General features: G+C 69.0%; 4 protein-coding genes. 3 read left to right on the plus strand and 1 reads right to left on the minus strand.

The annotated features are described in order from the left end of the window. Positions 1-9: 9 nt before the first annotated feature. Positions 10-2,904, plus strand: coding sequence for a type I polyketide synthase (locus tag E5671_RS06820; protein ID WP_160502942.1), 2,895 nt, complete (start codon positions 10-12; stop codon positions 2,902-2,904). Next, a complete protein-coding gene (locus E5671_RS06825; RefSeq protein WP_160502943.1) occupies positions 2,880-17,660 on the plus strand; it encodes a type I polyketide synthase in 14,781 nt (4,926 codons plus the stop codon). Before E5671_RS06820 ends, E5671_RS06825 begins: the two co-directional genes overlap by 25 nt. Positions 17,661-17,756: 96 nt before the next feature. On the opposite strand, the gene E5671_RS06830 is transcribed toward E5671_RS06825, so the two are convergent. Next, positions 17,757-19,187, minus strand: coding sequence for an FAD-dependent oxidoreductase (locus tag E5671_RS06830; RefSeq protein WP_160502944.1), 1,431 nt, complete (start codon positions 19,185-19,187; stop codon positions 17,757-17,759). A 185-nt stretch (positions 19,188-19,372) separates the two neighbouring features. Here E5671_RS06830 and E5671_RS06835 point away from each other — a divergent pair, with 185 nt between their 5' ends. Continuing rightward, positions 19,373-19,606: a ferredoxin gene (locus E5671_RS06835; RefSeq protein ID WP_160502945.1), complete on the plus strand. Its 234-nt coding sequence runs from the start codon at positions 19,373-19,375 to the stop codon at positions 19,604-19,606. Positions 19,607-19,846 lie beyond the last annotated feature (240 nt).

Consider the following 19,846-nt stretch of genomic DNA (forward strand, 5'->3'; position numbering starts at 1 on the left):
CGACGACCCATGTCGGACGAAGCCAAGCTTCGGGAATACCTGACCCGCGTAGTGGCCGAACTGCACCAGACGCGTCAACGCCTCCAGGACGCCGAGTCGGCAGGGCAGGAGCCGGTGGCGGTCGTCGCGATGGCCTGCCGGTACCCGGGCGGGGTTCGCTCGCCCGAGGACCTGTGGACGCTGCTGGCCGAGGGCACGGACGCGATCTCCGGCTTCCCGGCCAACCGCGGCTGGGACCTCGACGGCCTCTTCGACCCCGACCCGGACGCGATCGGCAGGAGCTACGCGCGCGAAGGCGGATTCCTGCACTCGGCCGATGAATTCGACCCCGAGTTCTTCGGCATGAGCCCGCGCGAGGCCACAGCGACCGACCCTCAGCAGCGGCTGCTCCTGGAGACGGCCTGGGAGACCTTCGAACGCGCGGGCCTGGACCCGCACACCCTCAAAGGGAGCAAGGCCGGCGTCTACGCGGGCGTGATGTACGACGACTATGCGGGCCGTCTTATGCACCGCGCGCCGGAGGGTTTCGAGGGCTTTCTGGGCAACGGCAGTGCGGCGAGCGTGGCTTCGGGCCGGGTGGCGTACACCTTCGGTCTGGAGGGCCCGGCCGTCACGGTGGACACCGCCTGCTCGTCCTCGCTGGTCTCCCTCCACCTGGCGGCCCAGGCGTTGCGCAACGGTGAGTGCGAACTGGCCCTGGCCGGCGGTGTCACCGTGATGGCTACCCCCGGCACCTTCGTCGAGTTCTCCCGTCAGCGCGGACTGGCTCCCGACGGCCGCTGCAAGCCGTTCGCCGACGCGGCCGACGGCACCGGCTGGGGCGAAGGCGCCGGACTCGTCCTCCTCGAACGCCTCTCCGACGCCCAGCGCCACGGCCACCCCATCTTGGCAGTACTGCGCGGCTCGGCCATCAACCAGGACGGCGCCTCCAACGGCCTGACCGCCCCCAACGGCCCCTCCCAGCAACGCGTCATCGAACAAGCCCTGGCGGATGCGGGGCTCACCGCGGGCCAGGTGGATGCGGTCGAGGCGCACGGCACGGGTACGACGCTCGGCGACCCGATCGAGGCCCAGGCCCTGCTCGCCACCTACGGGCGTGAGCACTCAACCGAACAACCGCTCTGGCTCGGCTCCATCAAATCCAACATCGGCCACACGCAGGCCGCCGCCGGCGTCGCGGGCGTCATCAAGATGATCGAAGCCATGCGGCAGGGGGTGCTGCCCTCGACGCTGCATGTCGATGAACCGTCCCGGCACGTGGACTGGAGTGCGGGCAGTGTCTCGCTGTTGACCGAGTCCCGGCCGTGGCCGGAGACCGGCCGTCCGCGCCGGGCCGCGGTGTCCTCGTTCGGCATCAGCGGGACGAACGCGCATGTGATCCTGGAGGCCGCCCCCGAACCCCAACCGGCCGAGACACAACCGCAGGAACAGCACGCCGGTCCGGTGCCCGTGGTGGTCTCGGCCCGCTCACCCCAAGCCCTCGCCGAAACAGCGGACCGACTCGCCGGCTTCGTCCAAGCCCACCCCGAGGTGGAAGTCGCCCCGCTGGCCGCCCGCCTGTGGTCGGGGCGCGCGAAGCTGGAACACCGCGCAGGCATCGTCACCGACAACCCCGACGAACTGCACGCCGCGCTCACCGCGCTGGCCGGCGGCCGCGACCACCCCGCCCTGATCACCGGCCCCTCCCCCACCACGGCGGGAGCGGCCCGCTGGGCCATCGTCCTCTCCGGCCAGGGCAGCCAAAAACCCGGCATGGGAGCCCACCTCCACCAGACGTACCCCGCCTACGCCGACGCCCTGGACGAAGTCTGCCAAGCCCTGGACCCACACCTGCAGATACCGCTGCAGCAGGTGATGTTCGCCGAAGCCGGCAGCGACCACGCGGCCCTGCTGGAGACCACTCTCTACACCCAGCCCGCCCTCTTCGCCCACCACATCGCCGCCTACCGCCTCCTGCAGGCCAGCGGCGCCACACCCCACGCCCTCATCGGCCACTCCATCGGCGAACTCTCCGCCGCCCACCTCACCGGCACCCTCCCCCTCAACCTCGCCGCCGACATCGTCGCCACCCGCGCAAAACTCCTCCACACCCTGCCCACCGGCACCGGCATGCTCGCCGCCCTCACCACCCCCGACACACTCACCAAACACCTCCACCACCACCCCCACATCGAAATCGCCGCCCACAACTCACCCACCGCCACCACCCTCGCCGGACCCAGCAACGCCCTCGACGAACTCGCCGGCGAACTGACGGCCGCCGGCATCCACACCCGCCCCCTCAACGTCACCCACGCCTTCCACAGCGCCCACACCGAACCCATCCTCGACACCTTCACCACCCACCTCACCAACCTCTTCACCCACCACCACCTCGGCCACGCCACCATCCCCGTCATCTCCAACCTCACCGGCACCCCCGCAACCCCCGAACAGCACCACAGCCCCACCTACTGGACCCAGCACATCCGCCAACCCGTCCACTTCCACCAAGGCATCACCCACCTCACCCACACCCAACACATCACCCTGTTCACCGAACTCGCCCCCCACCCCACCCTCACACCCCACCTCCCCACCCACACCACCCCCACCACCCCAACGAAACCCACACCCACCAAACCACCCTCACCACCCTCCACACCCACCACCACAACATCAACCTCACACCCCAACTCCCCCAGCAACAAACCACCCACACCGACCTGCCCACCTACCCCTTCCAACACCACCCCTACTGGCTCCAAGCCCCCACACAACTCACCGACGCCACCGACCTGGGCATGGCGACCAGTGCGCATCCCCTGCTCGCCGCTGCCATTCAGCTTGCCGACACCACAACCGGGGCAGAGGCTGGTGAAACCTCCGGTGCATCAACGGTGTTCACGGGCCGGATCGGCCTGAGTACTCACCCCTGGCTGGCGGATCACGCCGTGGCAGGAACGGTCCTCCTGCCCGGAACGGCCCTGGTCGACCTGGCACTTCACGCCGGAGACCACACCGGCGCCACCCACCTGGACGAACTCACCCTCCACACACCCCTCACCCTGGACGACACCACCAGCCGCGACCTCCAAGTCACCACCACCCCCGAGGCAAACGGCTGGCAAGTCACCATCCACTCCCGCCCCCACACCCACGAGCCCGACGACACCGACACCGAGCCCTGGACCTGCCACGCCACCGGCACCCTCACCACAACCCAGGAACCCGCCGAACCCCTCACCCAATGGCCCCCCACCAACGCCACCCCGGTCGAGATCTCGAACCTGTACGAGCAACTGGCTGAAGCCGGCTACGAGTACGGGCCCACCTTCCAGGGCGTCACCGCCATGTGGGCCCAACCTGACGGCACCCTCCACGCCGAGATCACCCTCCCCGAAGAAGCCGACCCGACCGGACACACCATCCACCCGGCCCTCCTCGACGCAACCCTCCACCCCCTCGCTGCCCGGGCCCTCTCCTCGGCCACCGGCAGCGAACTGCGCCTGCCCTTCGCGTGGTCCGGCGTCAGCGTGCACGCGGGCGGCGCCACCCACCTCCGTGTCGCCCTCACGAGCACAGGCAACGACGTATCCCTTCAGGCCTGGGACCCCACCGGCACACCCGTCGCCACCGTCACCACGCTCGCCTCCCGCACGGTCGACCCCACCGCGCTGACCACCGGTGCGGGCTACGAGACCCGCAACAGCCTCTTCCACCTCGCCTGGAAGCCGGCCGAAGCCACCACAGGGGAAGCCGACCTCGACCAGGTCGACCTCTACACCCCGGACGAGGACGTGGACGGCGACAACCCGGCAGCCGCGCACGCGGCCACCGAGGCGCTTCTCACGCATCTGCAGTCCTGGCTGGCCACCAACGAGACCACCGAGCGCCATCTGGTGATCCTCACCCGGCACGCGGTTGCCACCAGCCCAGCCGAAGACATCCACCTGTCCCACGCACCCCTATGGGGCCTTGTCCGCACAGCCCAGAACGAAAACCCCGGCCGCATCCACCTCATCGACACCGACAACCCCGCCGACACGTCGGACCTTGCCGAAGCCCTCGCCACGGGTGAGTATCAACTGGCCCTGCGTCACGGTCAGTTCCTCGCACCGAGGCTGGTTCGATCGGCCGGTCACGTCGACGGCCGACTGACCATCCCGGTCGACGAACCGACCTGGCGTCTGGACAAGACGGCCCCCGGCACACTGGACAACCTGGCGTTCCTGCCCAACCCCGAGCTCCCGGACGAGCTTGCGCCGGGGCAGGTGCGGATCGACGTCCGTGCGATCGGGCTGAACTTCCGCGACGTGCTGATCACACTCGGCATGTATCCGGGCGACGCGCTCTTGGCCAGCGAGGGTGCTGGCATCGTCACGGAGGTAGCCGACGACGTCACCACCGTCTCCGTGGGCGACCGCGTCATGGGCATGTTCCCGCACGGCGTCGGTGCGCGGACGGTCACGGATCACCGCCTGGTCACCCTCATGCCCGAGGGATGGTCCTTCACTACGGCTGCCGGAGTACCGGTGGCCTTCCTGACCGCGTACTACGCGCTGTACGACCTTGCCGATCTGCAACCCGGCGAAACACTCCTCCTCCACGCCGCCACCGGAGGAGTCGGCTCAGCCGCACTCCAACTCGCCCAACACACCGGCGCCGACATCTACGCCACCGCCCACCCCACCAAACACCACCTCCTCACCCAACAAGGCCTCACCCCCACCCACATCGCCTCCAGCCGCACCCTCGACTTCGAACACCACTTCCGCACCCACACCCCCCACCACGGCATCGACATCGCCCTCAACGCCCTCGCCCACGAATACACCGACGCAACCCTCCGCCTCCTCCACCCCGGCGGACGCTTCATCGAAATGGGCAAAACCGACCTCCGCAACCCAGAAACCATCCACACCGACTACCAAGCCCACTACCAGAACTTCGACCTCATCGAAGCCGGCCCCGACCGCATCCAGCACATACTCACCACCCTGCGCGAACTCTTCGACACCGGCACCCTCACACCACTACCCACCACCTGCTTCGACATCCGCCACACCCCCCACGCCCTACGCCACCTCAGCCAAGCCCGCCACACCGGCAAACTCATCCTCACCCTCCCCCAACCACCCAACCCCAACGGCACCACCCTCATCACCGGCGGCACCGGAGGACTCGCCACCCTCACCGCCCACCACCTCATCACCACCCACGCCACCAAACACCTACTCCTGGCCTCCCGCACCGCACCCCAACACACCGACCTGCAACACGAACTGGAGGCCCTCGGGGCTGAAGTCACCCTCGCCGCCTGCGACATCACCGACCCCCAAGCCGTCGAAGAACTCATCGCCTCCATCCCCCAGGAACACCCCCTCACAGCCATCATCCACACCGCCGGCACCCTGGACGACACCACCCTCACCAGCCTCACCCCCGACCGGCTCCACCCCATCCTCGCCCCGAAGATCGACGCGGCCTGGAACCTCCACCACGCCACCCAACACCTCAACCTCACCGCCTTCATCCTCTACTCCTCCGCCGCCGGCACCCTGGGCAACCCCGGCCAAGCCAACTACGCCGCCGCCAACACCTACCTCGACGCCCTCGCCCACCACCGCCACCACCACGGCCAACCCGCCACCAGCCTCGCCTGGGGCTACTGGAAACACACCACCAACCTCACCCACCACCTCACAGGCACACAACTCGCCCACAGCAACACCGCACTCAGCACCGAGGAAGGCCTCCGCCTTCTCGATGCCGCTCTTGTCAGCCCGTCCGCGTATCACCTGTGCGCCCCGCTGACCGCGTCCGCTTTCCGAGACGCGGACAACGTGCCTGCTCTCCTGCGCGACCTGGCTCCCCGCCCGCTGCGCCGGGCTGCGAAGGCGGCGCCCCGTGAGGCTTCGGGGCTGGCGCAGCAGCTCGCCGCATTGACACCGACGGAACAGCAGCGCCTGCTGCTGAATCTCGTGCGGAGCAATGCGGCCACTGTCCTCGGGCACTCCGACGCGACGGGCGTGGACCCGCAGCAGCCCTTCCGGGACCTGGGTTTCGACTCGCTCACCGCCGTCGAGCTGCGCAACCGGCTCGACGGGGTCACCGGGTTGCGGCTTCCTGCCACCTTGATCTTTGACTATCCGAATGCGCAGCTTCTGGCCGACCACATCGGCTCCGAGCTGCTGGAATCGGCGCCACGATCGGCCGCGCCCGTGCTCATTGGCACGGACACCTCCGACGATCCGGTCGTGATCGTTTCGATGTCGTGCCGCTTCCCGGGGGGCGTGCGCTCCGCCACGGACCTGTGGGACCTGGTCGCCGAGCGTCGCGAAGGTCTGTCCGGCTTCCCGACGAACCGTGGGTGGGACCTGGACAACCTCTTCGACCCGGATCCGGCGGCGAACGGCAAGAGCTACACGAGTTACGGCACGTTCCTCCATGACGCCGACCAGTTCGACGCGGACTTCTTCCGCATGAACCCCCGCGAAGCCCTCGCCACCGACCCCCAGCAACGCCTCCTCCTCGAAACCGCCTGGGAAGCCTTCGAACACGCCGGCATCGACCCCACCACCCTCAAGGGCAGCAACACGGCCGTATACGCCGGAGTGATCTACGGCGACTACGGCGCCCGCCTCATGCAAAACGCCCCAGAAGGCTTCGAGGGCTACCTGGGCAACGGCAGTGCGGCGAGCGTGGCTTCGGGCCGGGTGGCGTACACGTTCGGTCTGGAGGGCCCGGCGGTGACCGTCGACACCGCGTGCTCGTCGTCGCTGGTCGCCCTTCATCTGGCCGCTCAGGCGCTGCGCAACGGTGAGTGCGACATGGCTCTTGCGGGCGGTGCAACCGTCATGTCGAGCCCAGGCGCCTTCATCGAGTTCTCGCGCCAGCGCGTCCTGTCCGTGGACGGCCGCTGCAAGCCGTTCGCAGAGGCCGCGGACGGCACCGGCTGGGGCGAGGGCGTCGGCCTGGTCCTGCTGGAACGACTGTCCGACGCCCAGCGCAACAGGCACCCGGTCCTGGCGGTGCTGCGCGGTTCGGCCATCAACCAGGACGGCGCCTCCAACGGCCTGACCGCCCCCAACGGCCCCTCCCAGCGACGCGTCATCGAACAAGCCCTCGCCAACGCCCGGCTAGATGCGAGCCAGGTGGACGTCGTCGAGGCGCACGGCACGGGCACGACGCTCGGAGACCCGATCGAGGCACAGGCCCTGCTGGCGACCTATGGGCGTGAGCACTCCGCCGAACGGCCGCTGTGGCTGGGCTCGATCAAGTCCAACATCGGCCACACCCAGGCCGCCGCCGGCGTCGCAGGCGTCATCAAGATGGTCCAGGCGATGCGTCAGGGGGTGCTTCCGCCCACTCTGCACGTGGATCAGCCCTCGCACCATGTCGACTGGAGCGCGGACAGCATCTCGCTGCTGACCGAGTCGATTCCGTGGCCCGACTCCGGTCAGCCGAACCGGGCGGCAGTGTCGTCGTTCGGCATCAGCGGCACAAATGCGCATGTGATCCTGGAGGCCGCGCCGGAACCCTTGGAGGAGGTGCCGCAGGCACAGCACGCCGGTCCGGTACCGGTGGTCGTCTCCGCACAAACCCCGCAGGCCCTCGCCGAAGCCGCCGGCCAACTCGCCGCCTTCGTCGAAACCCACCCGGAGACGGACGTCGGCCCGCTGGCCGCCCGCCTGTGGTCGGGACGGGCCAAGCTGGAGCACCGTGCCGGGATCGTCACCGACAACCCCGACGAACTGCGTGACGCCCTCACCGCACTGGCGCACGGCAACGGCCACCCCGCACTCGTCGTCGGCCCCGGCATGGTGGAGGCGGGCAGGACCGCATTCGTCTTCCCCGGCCAGGGCTCCCAATGGACCCGCATGGGACACCGGCTGGCAGCCGAAGAGCCGCTCTTCGCCGCACACCTGGCCGCATGCCAGGACGAACTCGCCCGCTGGTGCGACTGGGACCTCCTCGACGTCCTCGCCTCCGAGGACGAGGATGCCCTGGCGCGGGTCGATGTCGTCCAGCCTGCCCTGTTCGCGGTGATGACCGGCATCGCCCGGCTGCTGGAACACCACGGCGTCACCCCGGACGCGGTCATCGGCCACTCCCAGGGCGAGATCGCCGCCGCGCACATCGCCGGAGCCCTGAGCCTGCCCGACGCCATCGCCGTGGTGACCCTGCGCTCCCAGGCACTCACACAGCTCGCCGGTACGGGCACCATGGCGTCCTTCCCGCTACCGGCCGAGGAGCTGACGGACCTTCCTGACGGCGTCCACCTGGCCGCCGTCAACGGACCCGCCAGCACCGTCCTGGCCGGCGAGACCACCGCCCTGACCGAACTCGTCGAGACCTACCAGCAACGCGGTGTCCGAGCCCGGCTCATCCCCGTCGACTACGCCTCACACACCCCGGCCGTCGAAGCCCTGCGCGAAACGATCCTGACCGACCTCACCCACCGCGCCCACATCCAGCCGGTTGCGCCGACCATTCCCTTCTACTCCACCCACACCGGCGCCCTGCTGTCCGACGACCAGCTCCTGGACGCCACCTACTGGGTCGACAACCTCCGCCACCCCGTCCACTTCCACGACACAGCTCTCAAACTCCTCGACGACGGCCACCACACCCTCATCGAGTCCAGCCCCCACCCGGTCCTGGCCGCCGCCCTCACCGACACCCTCAGCGCACACCCCGCCAACGCACACCACTACCCCACCCTCACCCGCCACCACGACACCACCACCCGACTCCTCACCACCCTCACCACCCTCCACACCCACCACCACGACATCAACCTGTCCCGGCATCTGCCCTCCAAGCCGCTACAGGACCTGGACCTCCCGGCCTACCCCTTCCAACACCAGCCCTACTGGCTCCAAGCCCCCACACAACTCACCGACGCCACCGACCTGGGACTTACCACCACTGACCATCCGCTGCTCAGCACGGCAACCCAGCTCGCCGACACCCACACCACCGTCCTGTCCGGCCGCATCGGGCTGAAGACCCACCCCTGGCTCGCCGACCACGCCGTGTCCGGAACGGTCCTGCTGCCCGGAACCGCCCTGGTCGACCTGGCACTCCACGCCGGAGACCACACCGGCGCCACCCACCTGGACGAACTCACCCTCCACACACCCCTCACCCTGGACGACACCACCAGCCGCGACCTCCAAGTCACCACCACCCCCCAGGCAAATGGCTGGCAGGTCACCATCCACTCCCGCCCCCACACCCACGAATCGGACGGCACCGACTCCGAGTGGACCTGCCACGCCACCGGCACCCTCACCACAACCCAGGAACCCGCCGAACCCCTCACCCAATGGCCACCTGCCAACGCCACCCCGGTCGAGATCTCGAACCTGTACGAGCAACTGGCTGAAGCCGGCTACGAGTACGGGCCCACCTTCCAGGGCGTCACCTCGGTCTGGTCCCAGCCCGACGGCACCCTCCACGCCGAGATCAACCTGCCCGAAGAGGCCGACCCGAGCGGACACACCGTCCACCCGGCCCTCCTCGACGCAACCCTCCACCCCCTCGCCACCCAGACCACATCAACCGGCGAGACCCGGCTGCCCTTCGCCTGGACCGGCGTCACCGTCCACGCCACCGACGCCACCCACCTACGCGTCACCCTCACCACCACAGGCAACGACATCACCATCCAAGCCTGGGACCCCACCGGCGCACCCGTCGCCACCATCAACACCCTCACCACCCGCCCCATCGACCCCACCACACTCCACAAGAACACCGACACGGGAACCCGCAACAGCCTCTTCCACCTCACCTGGAAGCCCGCCGAAGCAGGCACCATAGATGTCGACCCCAACGAAGTGGACATCTACCTCCCGAAGAGGGACGGGGACAGCCACGACCCCACGGCTGCGCATACCGCGACAGAAGCGCTCCTGGCTCACCTGCAATCGTGGCTGGCCACCAACGACGCCACCAACCGACGCCTCGTCATACTCACCCAACACGCCGTGGCAACCCACCCCGCCGAGGACATCCACTTGGCCCACGCCCCCTTGTGGGGCCTTGTCCGCGCCGCCCAGAGCGAGAACCCGGGCCGCATCCACCTCATCGACACCGACGACCCGGCCGACACCTCATACCTGGCCGACGCTTTGGCCACCGGCGAGCCTCAAATTGCCGTTCGCCATGGCCAGTTTCTCGTGGCCCGTCTCGAACGCGCCGAGGGCAACGGTGTACTCGATCTACCCGAGGAGAGCTGGAAACTGAGCGCCGGTTCGACCGGCACCATCGAAGCGGTCACCTGCCGGCCCGCCCCCGAATGGGACGCCCCCCTGGCCAGCGGGCAGGTGCGCGTCGACGTCCGTGCGATCGGGCTGAACTTCCGCGACACCCTCATCGCCCTGGGCATGTACCCGGGCGACGCACCACTCGGCAGCGAAGGCGCCGGTGTCGTCACAGAAATCGCCGACGACGTCACCACCGTCTCCGTGGGCGACCACGTGATGGGTGTCTTCCCGGCGGGCGCCGGCGCCCGGTCCGTCACGGATCACCGTCTGGTCACGTCCATGCCCGAGGGTTGGTCCTTCACCACCGCTGCCGGAGTACCGGTGGCCTTCTTGACCGCGTACTACGCGCTGTACGACCTTGCCGATCTGCAACCCGGCGAAACACTCCTCCTCCACGCCGCCACCGGAGGAGTCGGCTCAGCCGCACTCCAACTCGCCCAACACACCGGCGCCGACATCTACGCCACCGCCCACCCCACCAAACACCACCTCCTCACCCAACAAGGCCTCACCCCCACCCACATCGCCTCCAGCCGCACCCTCGACTTCGAACACCACTTCCGCACCCACACCCCCCACCACGGCATCGACATCGCCCTCAACGCCCTCGCCCACGAATACACCGACGCAACCCTCCGCCTCCTCCACCCCGGCGGACGCTTCATCGAAATGGGCAAAACCGACCTCCGCAACCCAGAAACCATCCACACCGACTACCAAGCCCACTACCAGAACTTCGACCTCATCGAAGCCGGCCCCGACCGCATCCAGCACATACTCACCACCCTGCGCGAACTCTTCGACACCGGCACCCTCACACCACTACCCACCACCTGCTTCGACATCCGCCACACCCCCCACGCCCTACGCCACCTCAGCCAAGCCCGCCACACCGGCAAACTCATCCTCACCCTCCCCCAACCACCCAACCCCAACGGCACCACCCTCATCACCGGCGGCACCGGAGGACTCGCCACCCTCACCGCCCACCACCTCATCACCACCCACGGCACAAGGCATCTGCTCCTGGCCTCCCGCACCGCACCCCAACACACTGACCTGCAACACGAGTTGGAGGCCCTCGGGGCTGACGTCACCCTCGCCGCCTGCGACATCACCGACCCCCAAGCCGTCGAAGAACTTATCGCGTCGATCCCGCAGGAGCGTCCGCTCACGGCGGTCATCCACACCGCCGGCGCCCTGGACGACACGACCCTCGCCAGCCTCACCCCCGACCGGCTCCACCCCATCCTCGCCCCGAAGATCGACGCGGCCTGGAACCTCCACCACGCCACCCAACACCTCAACCTCACCGCCTTCATCCTCTACTCCTCCGCCGCCGGCACCCTGGGCAACCCCGGCCAAGCCAACTACGCCGCCGCCAACACCTACCTCGACGCCCTCGCCCACCACCGCCACCACCACGGCCAACCCGCCACCAGCCTCGCCTGGGGCTACTGGAAACACACCACCAACCTCACCCACCACCTCACAGGCACACAACTCGCCCACAGCAACACCGCACTCAGCACGGAACTGGGCCTGCGGCTCTTCGACGTCGCGCTCAACGAACGCGCGGAGGCCTCCCTGGTCTGTATGCCGATCGAGCCGGCGAGTCTCCGTCGACGTGCCGATGTGCCGGCGTTGTTCCGGGATCTCGTTACGGCTTCGGGGCGTCGTGGGGCAGCGACTGGAGCGAGTGCGGTGCAGCGCTCGGGGCTGGTTCAACAACTGGCCGCCCTGGGCGAACCGGAACAGCAGCGCCTTCTGCTCGACCTGGTCCGCAGCAACGTAGCCGCCGTCCTCGGCCACAACCGACCCGAGACGATCGATCCGCAACGGCCGTTCAAGGACCTCGGCTTCGACTCCCTCACGGCCGTCGAACTCCGCAACCGCCTCACCAACGCCACCGCGCTCCAGCTCCCGTCCACACTGGTCTTCGACCACCCGACGCTCACCGTGCTAGCCGCACACCTGCGAGCCGAGCTGCTGGACCGGCAGCCGCAGATGCGGGCGCCCAAGGCGGTGTCGGCCGTGGTCGACGACGATCCGATCGTGATCGTCTCGATGGCCTGCCGCTATCCCGGAGGGGTGAGGCAGCCCGAAGATCTCTGGAGGCTCGTCGCCGAGGGCGGGGAGACGCTCGGTGACCTGCCCGACAACCGCGGTTGGGACCTCGACGCACTGTACGACGCGGACCCGGACGCCCCGGGCAAGATGTACACGCGCAAGGGATCGTTCCTGTACGACGCGGGCGAGTTCGACGCGGACTTCTTCCGTATGAACCCCCGCGAGGCCCTCGCCACCGACCCCCAGCAGCGGCTCCTCCTCGAAACCGCCTGGGAAGCCTTCGAACACGCCGGTATCGACCCCACCACCCTCAAGGGCAGCAGCACAGGTGTCTTCGCAGGCGTCATCTCGCAGGACTATCTGATGCGGATGCACGGCGCGCCGGATCATCTGGAGGGCTACTTCGCCACGGGCGGCTCCGGGAGCATCGCATCGGGCCGGGTGGCGTACACGTTCGGCCTCGAAGGCCCGGCAATCACGGTCGACACGGCTTGCTCCTCTTCCCTGGTCGCCCTGCACCTGGCGGCCCAGGCGCTGCGCAACGGTGAGTGCGACATGGCTCTGGCCGGTGGCGCCACCATCATGGCCACGCCGGGCACCTTCCAGGTCTTCTCCCGCCAGCGCGGACTGGCACCCGACGGCCGCTGCAAGCCCTTCGCCGACGCGGCCGACGGCACCGGCTGGGGCGAAGGCGTCGGCCTGGTCCTGCTGGAACGAATGTCCGATGCCCAGAGCAGCGGGCACCCGATCCTGGCAGTCCTGCGCGGCTCGGCCGTGAATCAGGACGGCGCGTCCAACGGCCTCACCGCACCCAACGGCCCCTCCCAGCGACGCGTCATCGAACAGGCCCTCGCCAATGCTCAGTTGACCGCCGACCAGATCGACGCCGTAGAAGCACACGGCACCGGCACCACCCTCGGCGACCCCATCGAGGCACAAGCCCTCCTCGCCACCTACGGCCAGGCCCACACCACCGAAACACCCCTCTGGCTCGGCTCCATCAAATCCAACATCGGCCACACCCAAGCCGCCGCCGGCGTCGCAGGCGTCATCAAGATGATCGAAGCCATGCGGAACGGAACGCTGCCGCCCACCCTGCACGTCGACCGGCCCACCACCCACGTCGACTGGGAGTCCGGCCACATCGCGCTCCTGACGGAGCCCCAGCCGTGGCCCGAGACCAGCCGACCTCGCCGTGCCGCCGTCTCCTCCTTCGGTATGAGCGGCACGAACGCCCATCTCATTCTGGAATCCGCGTCTCCCACCTCCGTGCAGGCCGCGGAAGAGCCCGATGCGGAACCGCAGGAGCGGTCCCGGCCGGTGCCGGTGGTCCTCTCCGCACGGACGCCAAGCGCCCTCGCCGAGGCCGCCGGGCAGCTGGCCGCGTTCGTGGATGCCCACCCGGACGTAGAGGCGGGCCCCCTCGCCACCCACCTGTGGCACGGACGGGCCAAACTCGAGCATCGTGCCGGGATCGTCACCGACGACCGCGCGGAGCTGCAGGCCGCCTTCACCGCACTGGTTGACGGCAACGGCCATCCCGCACTAGTCGTCGGCCTGGGCGAAACGGCACCGGGCAGGACCGCGTTCGTCTTCCCGGGGCAGGGCTCGCAGTGGGCCGGTATGGGACACCGGCTGGCGGCCGAAGAGCCGCTGTTCGCCGCGCATCTGGCGGCCTGCCAGGACGAGCTGGCCCGCTGGTGCGACTGGGACCTGCTCGACGTCCTCGCCTCCGACGACGAGGATGCCCTGGCGCGGGTCGATGTCGTCCAGCCTGCCCTGTTCGCGGTGATGACCGGCATCGCCCGCCTGCTGGAGCACTACGGCGTCAGCCCGGACGCGGTCATCGGCCACTCCCAGGGCGAGATCGCCGCCGCCCACATCGCCGGGGCGCTGACCCTGGCGGACGCCATCGCGGTAGTCACCCTGCGCTCCCAGGCACTCACACAGCTCGCCGGTACGGGCACCATGGCGTCCTTCCCACTACCGGCGGAGGAGCTGACGGACCTGCCCGAGGGCGTCCACCTGGCCGCCGTCAACGGACCCGCCACCACCGTCCTGGCCGGCGAGACCACCGCCCTGACCGAACTCGTCGAGACCTACCAGCAACGCGGCGTCCGAGCCCGGCTCATCCCCGTCGACTACGCGTCGCACACCCCGGCCGTCGAAGCCCTGCGCGAAACGATCCTGACCGACCTCACCCACCGCGCCCACATCCAGCCGGTTGCGCCGACCATTCCCTTCTACTCCACCCACACCGGCGCCCCGCTGTCCGACGACCAGCTCCTGGACGCCACCTACTGGGTCGACAACCTCCGCCACCCCGTCCACTTCCACCAGACAGCTCTCAAACTCCTCGACGACGGCCACCACACCCTCATCGAAACCAGCCCCCACCCAGTCCTGGCCGCCGCCCTCGCCGACACCCTCACCACACACCCCGCCAACCCACACCACTACCCCACCCTCACCCGCCACCACGACACCACCGCCCAACTCCTCACCACCCTCACCACCCTCCACACCCACTACCACGACATCGACCTCACACCCCAACTCCCCCAGCAACAGACCACCCACATCGACCTGCCCACCTACCCCTTCCAACACCAGCCCTACTGGCTCCAGATACCCGCCCATCTGACAGACGCCACCGACCTGGGACTCACCGCAACTGATCATCCTTTCGTCACCACAGCCACCCAGCTCGCAGACACGAATCACATCGTCCTGTCCGGCCGCATCGGGCTGAAGACCCACCCCTGGCTCGCCGACCACGCCGTGTCCGGAACCGTCCTGCTGCCTGGTACGGCCCTGGTCGACCTGGCACTCCACGCCGGAGACCACACCGGCGCCACCCACCTGGACGAACTCACCCTCCACACACCCCTCACCCTGAACGACACCACCAACCGCGACCTCCAAGTCACAACGGTCCCCCAGGCAAGCGGCTGGCAGGTCACCATCCACTCCCGCCCCCACACCCACGAGCCGGACGACACCGACTCCGAATGGACCTGCCACGCCACCGGCACCCTCACCAAAACCCAGGAACCCGCCGAACCCCTCACTCAGTGGCCACCCTCCAACGCCACCCCGGTCGAGATCTCGAACCTGTACGAGCAACTGGCTGAAGCCGGCTACGAGTACGGGCCCACCTTCCAGGGCGTCACCTCGGTCTGGTCCCAGCCCGACGGCACCCTCCACGCCGAGATCAACCTGCCCGAAGAGGCCGACCCGAGCGGACACACCGTCCACCCGGCCCTCCTCGACGCAACCCTCCACCCCCTCGCCACCCAGACCACATCAACCGGCGAGACCCGGCTGCCCTTCGCCTGGACCGGCGTCACCGTCCACGCCACCGACGCCACCCACCTACGCGTCACCCTCACCACCACAGGCAACGACATCACCATCCAAGCCTGGGACCCCACCGGCGCACCCGTCGCCACCATCAACACCCTCACCACCCGCCCCATCGACCCCACCACACTCCACAAGAACACCGACACGGGAACCCGCAACAGCCTCTTCCACCTCACCTGGAAGCCGGCCGAAGCCGGCACAGGGGAAGTCGACCTCGACCAGGTCGACCTCTACACCCCGGACGAGGACGTGGACGGCGACAACCCGGCAGCCGCGCACGCAGCCACCGAGGCGCTTCTCACGCATCTGCAGTCCTGGCTGGCCACCAACGAGACCACCGAGCGCCATCTGGTGATCCTCACCCGGCACGCGGTTGCCACCAGCCCAGCCGAAGACATCCACCTGTCCCACGCACCCCTATGGGGCCTTGTCCGCACAGCCCAGAACGAAAACCCCGGCCGCATCCACCTCATCGACACCGACAACCCGGCCGCCGACACCTCATACCTGACCAACGCTTTGGCCACCAGCGAACCCCAACTCGCCCACCGCAACAACCAACTCCTCACACCCCGCCTCACCCGCACCACCACAACAGCCGACCCCACCGTGCAACCACTCAACCCCAACGGCACGGTACTCATCACCGGCGGCACCGGAGGACTCGCCACCCTCACCGCCCACCACCTCATCACCACCCACGCCACCAAACACCTACTCCTGGCCTCCCGCACCGCACCCCAACACACTGACCTGCAACACGAGTTGGAGGCCCTCGGGGCTGACGTCACCCTGGCGGCCTGCGACATCACCGACCCCCAAGCCGTCGAAGAACTCATCGCCTCCATCCCCCAGGAACACCCACTCACCGCCATCATCCACACCGCCGGCACCCTCGACGACACCACCCTCACCAGCCTCACCCCCGACCGCCTCCACCCCATCCTCGCCCCGAAAATCGACGCAGCCTGGAACCTCCACCACGCCACCCGACACCTCGACCTCACCGCCTTCATCCTCTACTCCTCCGCCGCCGGCACCCTGGGCAACCCCGGCCAAGCCAACTACGCCGCCGCCAACACCTACCTCGACGCCCTCGCCCACCACCGCCACCACCACGGCCAACCCGCCACCAGCCTCGCCTGGGGCTACTGGAAACACACCACCAACCTCACCCACCACCTCACAGGCACACAACTCCACAAAGTCACCCACGGCACCCGACCACTGGAAACCAACCACGCCCTCCACCTCTTCGACACCGCACTCACCACCACCCAACCCCACCACCTCTGCCTCCCCCTCAACCCCAACGCACTCCGCACCACCGAAACAATCCCCGCACTCCTACACGACCTCGCACCGCACCCCACCCGACGCACCGCCGCCACACCCCCCGGCACCAGCCACGGCTCCGCACTCGCCGAACGGCTGGCCGCACTCACCGAGCCGGCCGACAAACAACGCCTGATCCTCGATCTCGTCCGCACACACATCGCCGCCGTCCTCGGCCACAGCCAGCCCAACAACGTAGACCCACAACGCCCCTTCAAAGACCTCGGCTTCGACTCCCTCACCGCCATCGAACTCCGCAACCGACTCACCAACGCCACCACACTGCGCCTACCCGCCACCCTCATCTTCGACCACCCCACCCCGGACGCCCTGACCAGTCGGATCCTTCAGGAACTGGTGCCGGCGTCCGGTAGTGCCTCGCTGCGGGTGATCGAGGAACTGGACACGCTGGAGACGGAGTTGACGCGGCTGACGCCCGATGACGAGGACCGGGCGAGGATCACGCTGCGACTGCAGACGCTGCTGTCGAACTGGAACGACGCACGGCCGGTGGCGGCCGTGGATGTGGGAGACCAGATCCAGGAGTCGTCGACGGAGGAGATCTTCGACTTCATCGACCGGCAGCTGGGCCGGGCCGACAGTGCCGACGCCGCCCCGTCCGCCGGTCACTGAACCGGCTCCTGGCACAACGACGAACCGCCCCGGTGCCATCATCGGCACCGGGGCGGTTCGTCGTCGGCGGGGCGGTTCAGTGACCGGCGGGGTGACTTACCGCGCCCTCGTACTCCGCAGTACCGCCGCTTCCTCCGCGTTCAGCGGCGGTGCGTTCAGCGGTGGCCGTGCGGGGCCCTGTCGCAGGGCCGTGAGGAACTCGGGGGTCTCCAGGTGGGCGAGCGGTGCGGTCAGGGTGGTGACGGCCGTGAGGGCGTCACACACGCGCTGGTTCACGAGCGACGCGCTGGTCACGAGGTCGGCGAAGCCCTGGCGTTGGGCGGCCTGGGTGGTCAGGCGCGGGTCGCTGACGTCGGCCCGGTTGTCGGGGTAGCACAGGTCCTGGGAGGCGGAGAGCAGCCATGGTGCGTCGGCGGCGGCCGCGACGGCCTGCTGGGCGGTCCGGGCCAGGCCCGGTTTGAGGCCGCCGGCGCGGCGGAGGCAGGTCTCCAGGGCGTGGGCGGAGCGGGCCGCGACGCTCATGCCGTGACCGTGGATGGGGTTGAGGGATACGACGCAGTCGCCGAGTGCGACGAGTCCCTCGGGGTGCCGGGGCAGGCGGTCGAGGTGCAGTCGGCGGTTGAGGGTGCTGCGGGTGGTGCGGACGGGCGTGAGAGGTTCGGCGGCGTCGATCAGGTCGGCGATCAGGGGGTGGCGCAGGACGCGTGCGAACTCGGCGAACTGGTACTCGTCGGCGGTCGGTTCGCCGCCTCGTGTGCCGGAGAGCGTGATGATCCACCGGCCTTCCTCGATGGGCAGGAGTAGGCCGTTGCGCCCTGGGCGGCCGGTGCGGTGGTCGGCGTAGACGCTGACGACGGGGAAGGACCGGGGGGCGCCTGCGGGAGCGTGGAAGACGCGCGTGGCGTAGGTGAGTCCGGTGTCGACGCTCTCCTCGGTGATGGGTGGCTGGCCCAGTTTGGTCAGCCAGTGCTTGAGGCGTGAGCCTCGGCCGGTGGCGTCGACGACGAGGTCGGCGGGGAGGTCTCGGGTGGTGCCGTCCTGGGTGCGGATGCGGGCACCGGTGACGCGTTCGCGGTCGCCCAGCAGGTCCTGTGCCTCCGTGCCCTGGAGGACTTCGATACTCGGGTCGCTCAGTACGGCGTTCCGCACCGTCCGGTCGAGCAAGGGGCGGCTGCAGGTGAGGGCGTAGTGGGAGGACGGGAAGCGGTGCTGCCATCCGTAGGCGCTGTAAAGGACCATGTCCTGTTTGACGCCGACGCGGTGGGCTCCTGCGGCACGCAGGCTGTCGAGTGTGCCGGGCAGCAGGGCTTCGATGGCCTCGGCGCCGCCGGACCAGAGGATGTGTGCGTGGTGGCTCTGGGGGACGCCCTTGCGGGGTTCCGGTCGGTCCGGGTAGGTGTCGCGTTCGATCACGGTCACTTTGTCGACATGGTTGCGCAGGGCGCGGGCGGCCAGAAGGCCGGCGAGGCCGCCACCGAGCACAACGCCGTGCACTGTCTCCCGCTCACGTGGTGTTGCTTCGACCATCCCCGATCCGCCCTTTCTCGTGGTCCGGTTCCGGGCGGTCGACGTATGCCGCCCGGCTCACCTTGCGGGGTGCGGCTTAGAGGCGACTTGCTGGTTTCTAAAGCCTTTCGCGGCTTCGTGAGGGACGGTCGAAGGCCTTACGCTACGGGCCTGTTCCGCAGGTCCGAGTCCGGAAGGATGCCTTCATGCGGGATTCGTCCATGCAGGTCGGAGTCGATGTGAACCGGTGTGTGGCGTCGGGCATGTGTGCGCTGCTCGCGCCCGGGGTCTTCGACCAGGAGGAGCGCACGGGCCAGGTGGTGCTGCTGGAGGAGCATCCGCCGACGGAGGACTGGGAGGCGGTGGAAGAGGCCGAGCGCTCGTGTCCGGGGCAGGTCATCCGCTTCCGTGAGGCGGCCGCGCGGGGCGAGAGCCGGTAGGCGGGTGCGGCCTGCTGCCGCGTTAAGGGGATCCAAGGGCGGCTTAAGCGGGCTGCCCGAGGCTGGGCGAAAAGGCGTGGACCGGTGTGGTTGGCGCCGCCGTCGCACAGCGGTGTCCCGCACGCGGCGTGGGCGTACCACCGTGCGCCGGCGCACGTGCACCGCGCGGGCGCGGCGGGGTAGGGCGGGGCGCTGCGCTCCGTGTTTTCCCCGTCATCGTCGTGCGGCGCGGCCCGGCGT

This window comes from Streptomyces sp. BA2 (genome assembly GCF_009769735.1).
GTDB lineage: Bacteria > Actinomycetota > Actinomycetes > Streptomycetales > Streptomycetaceae > Streptomyces.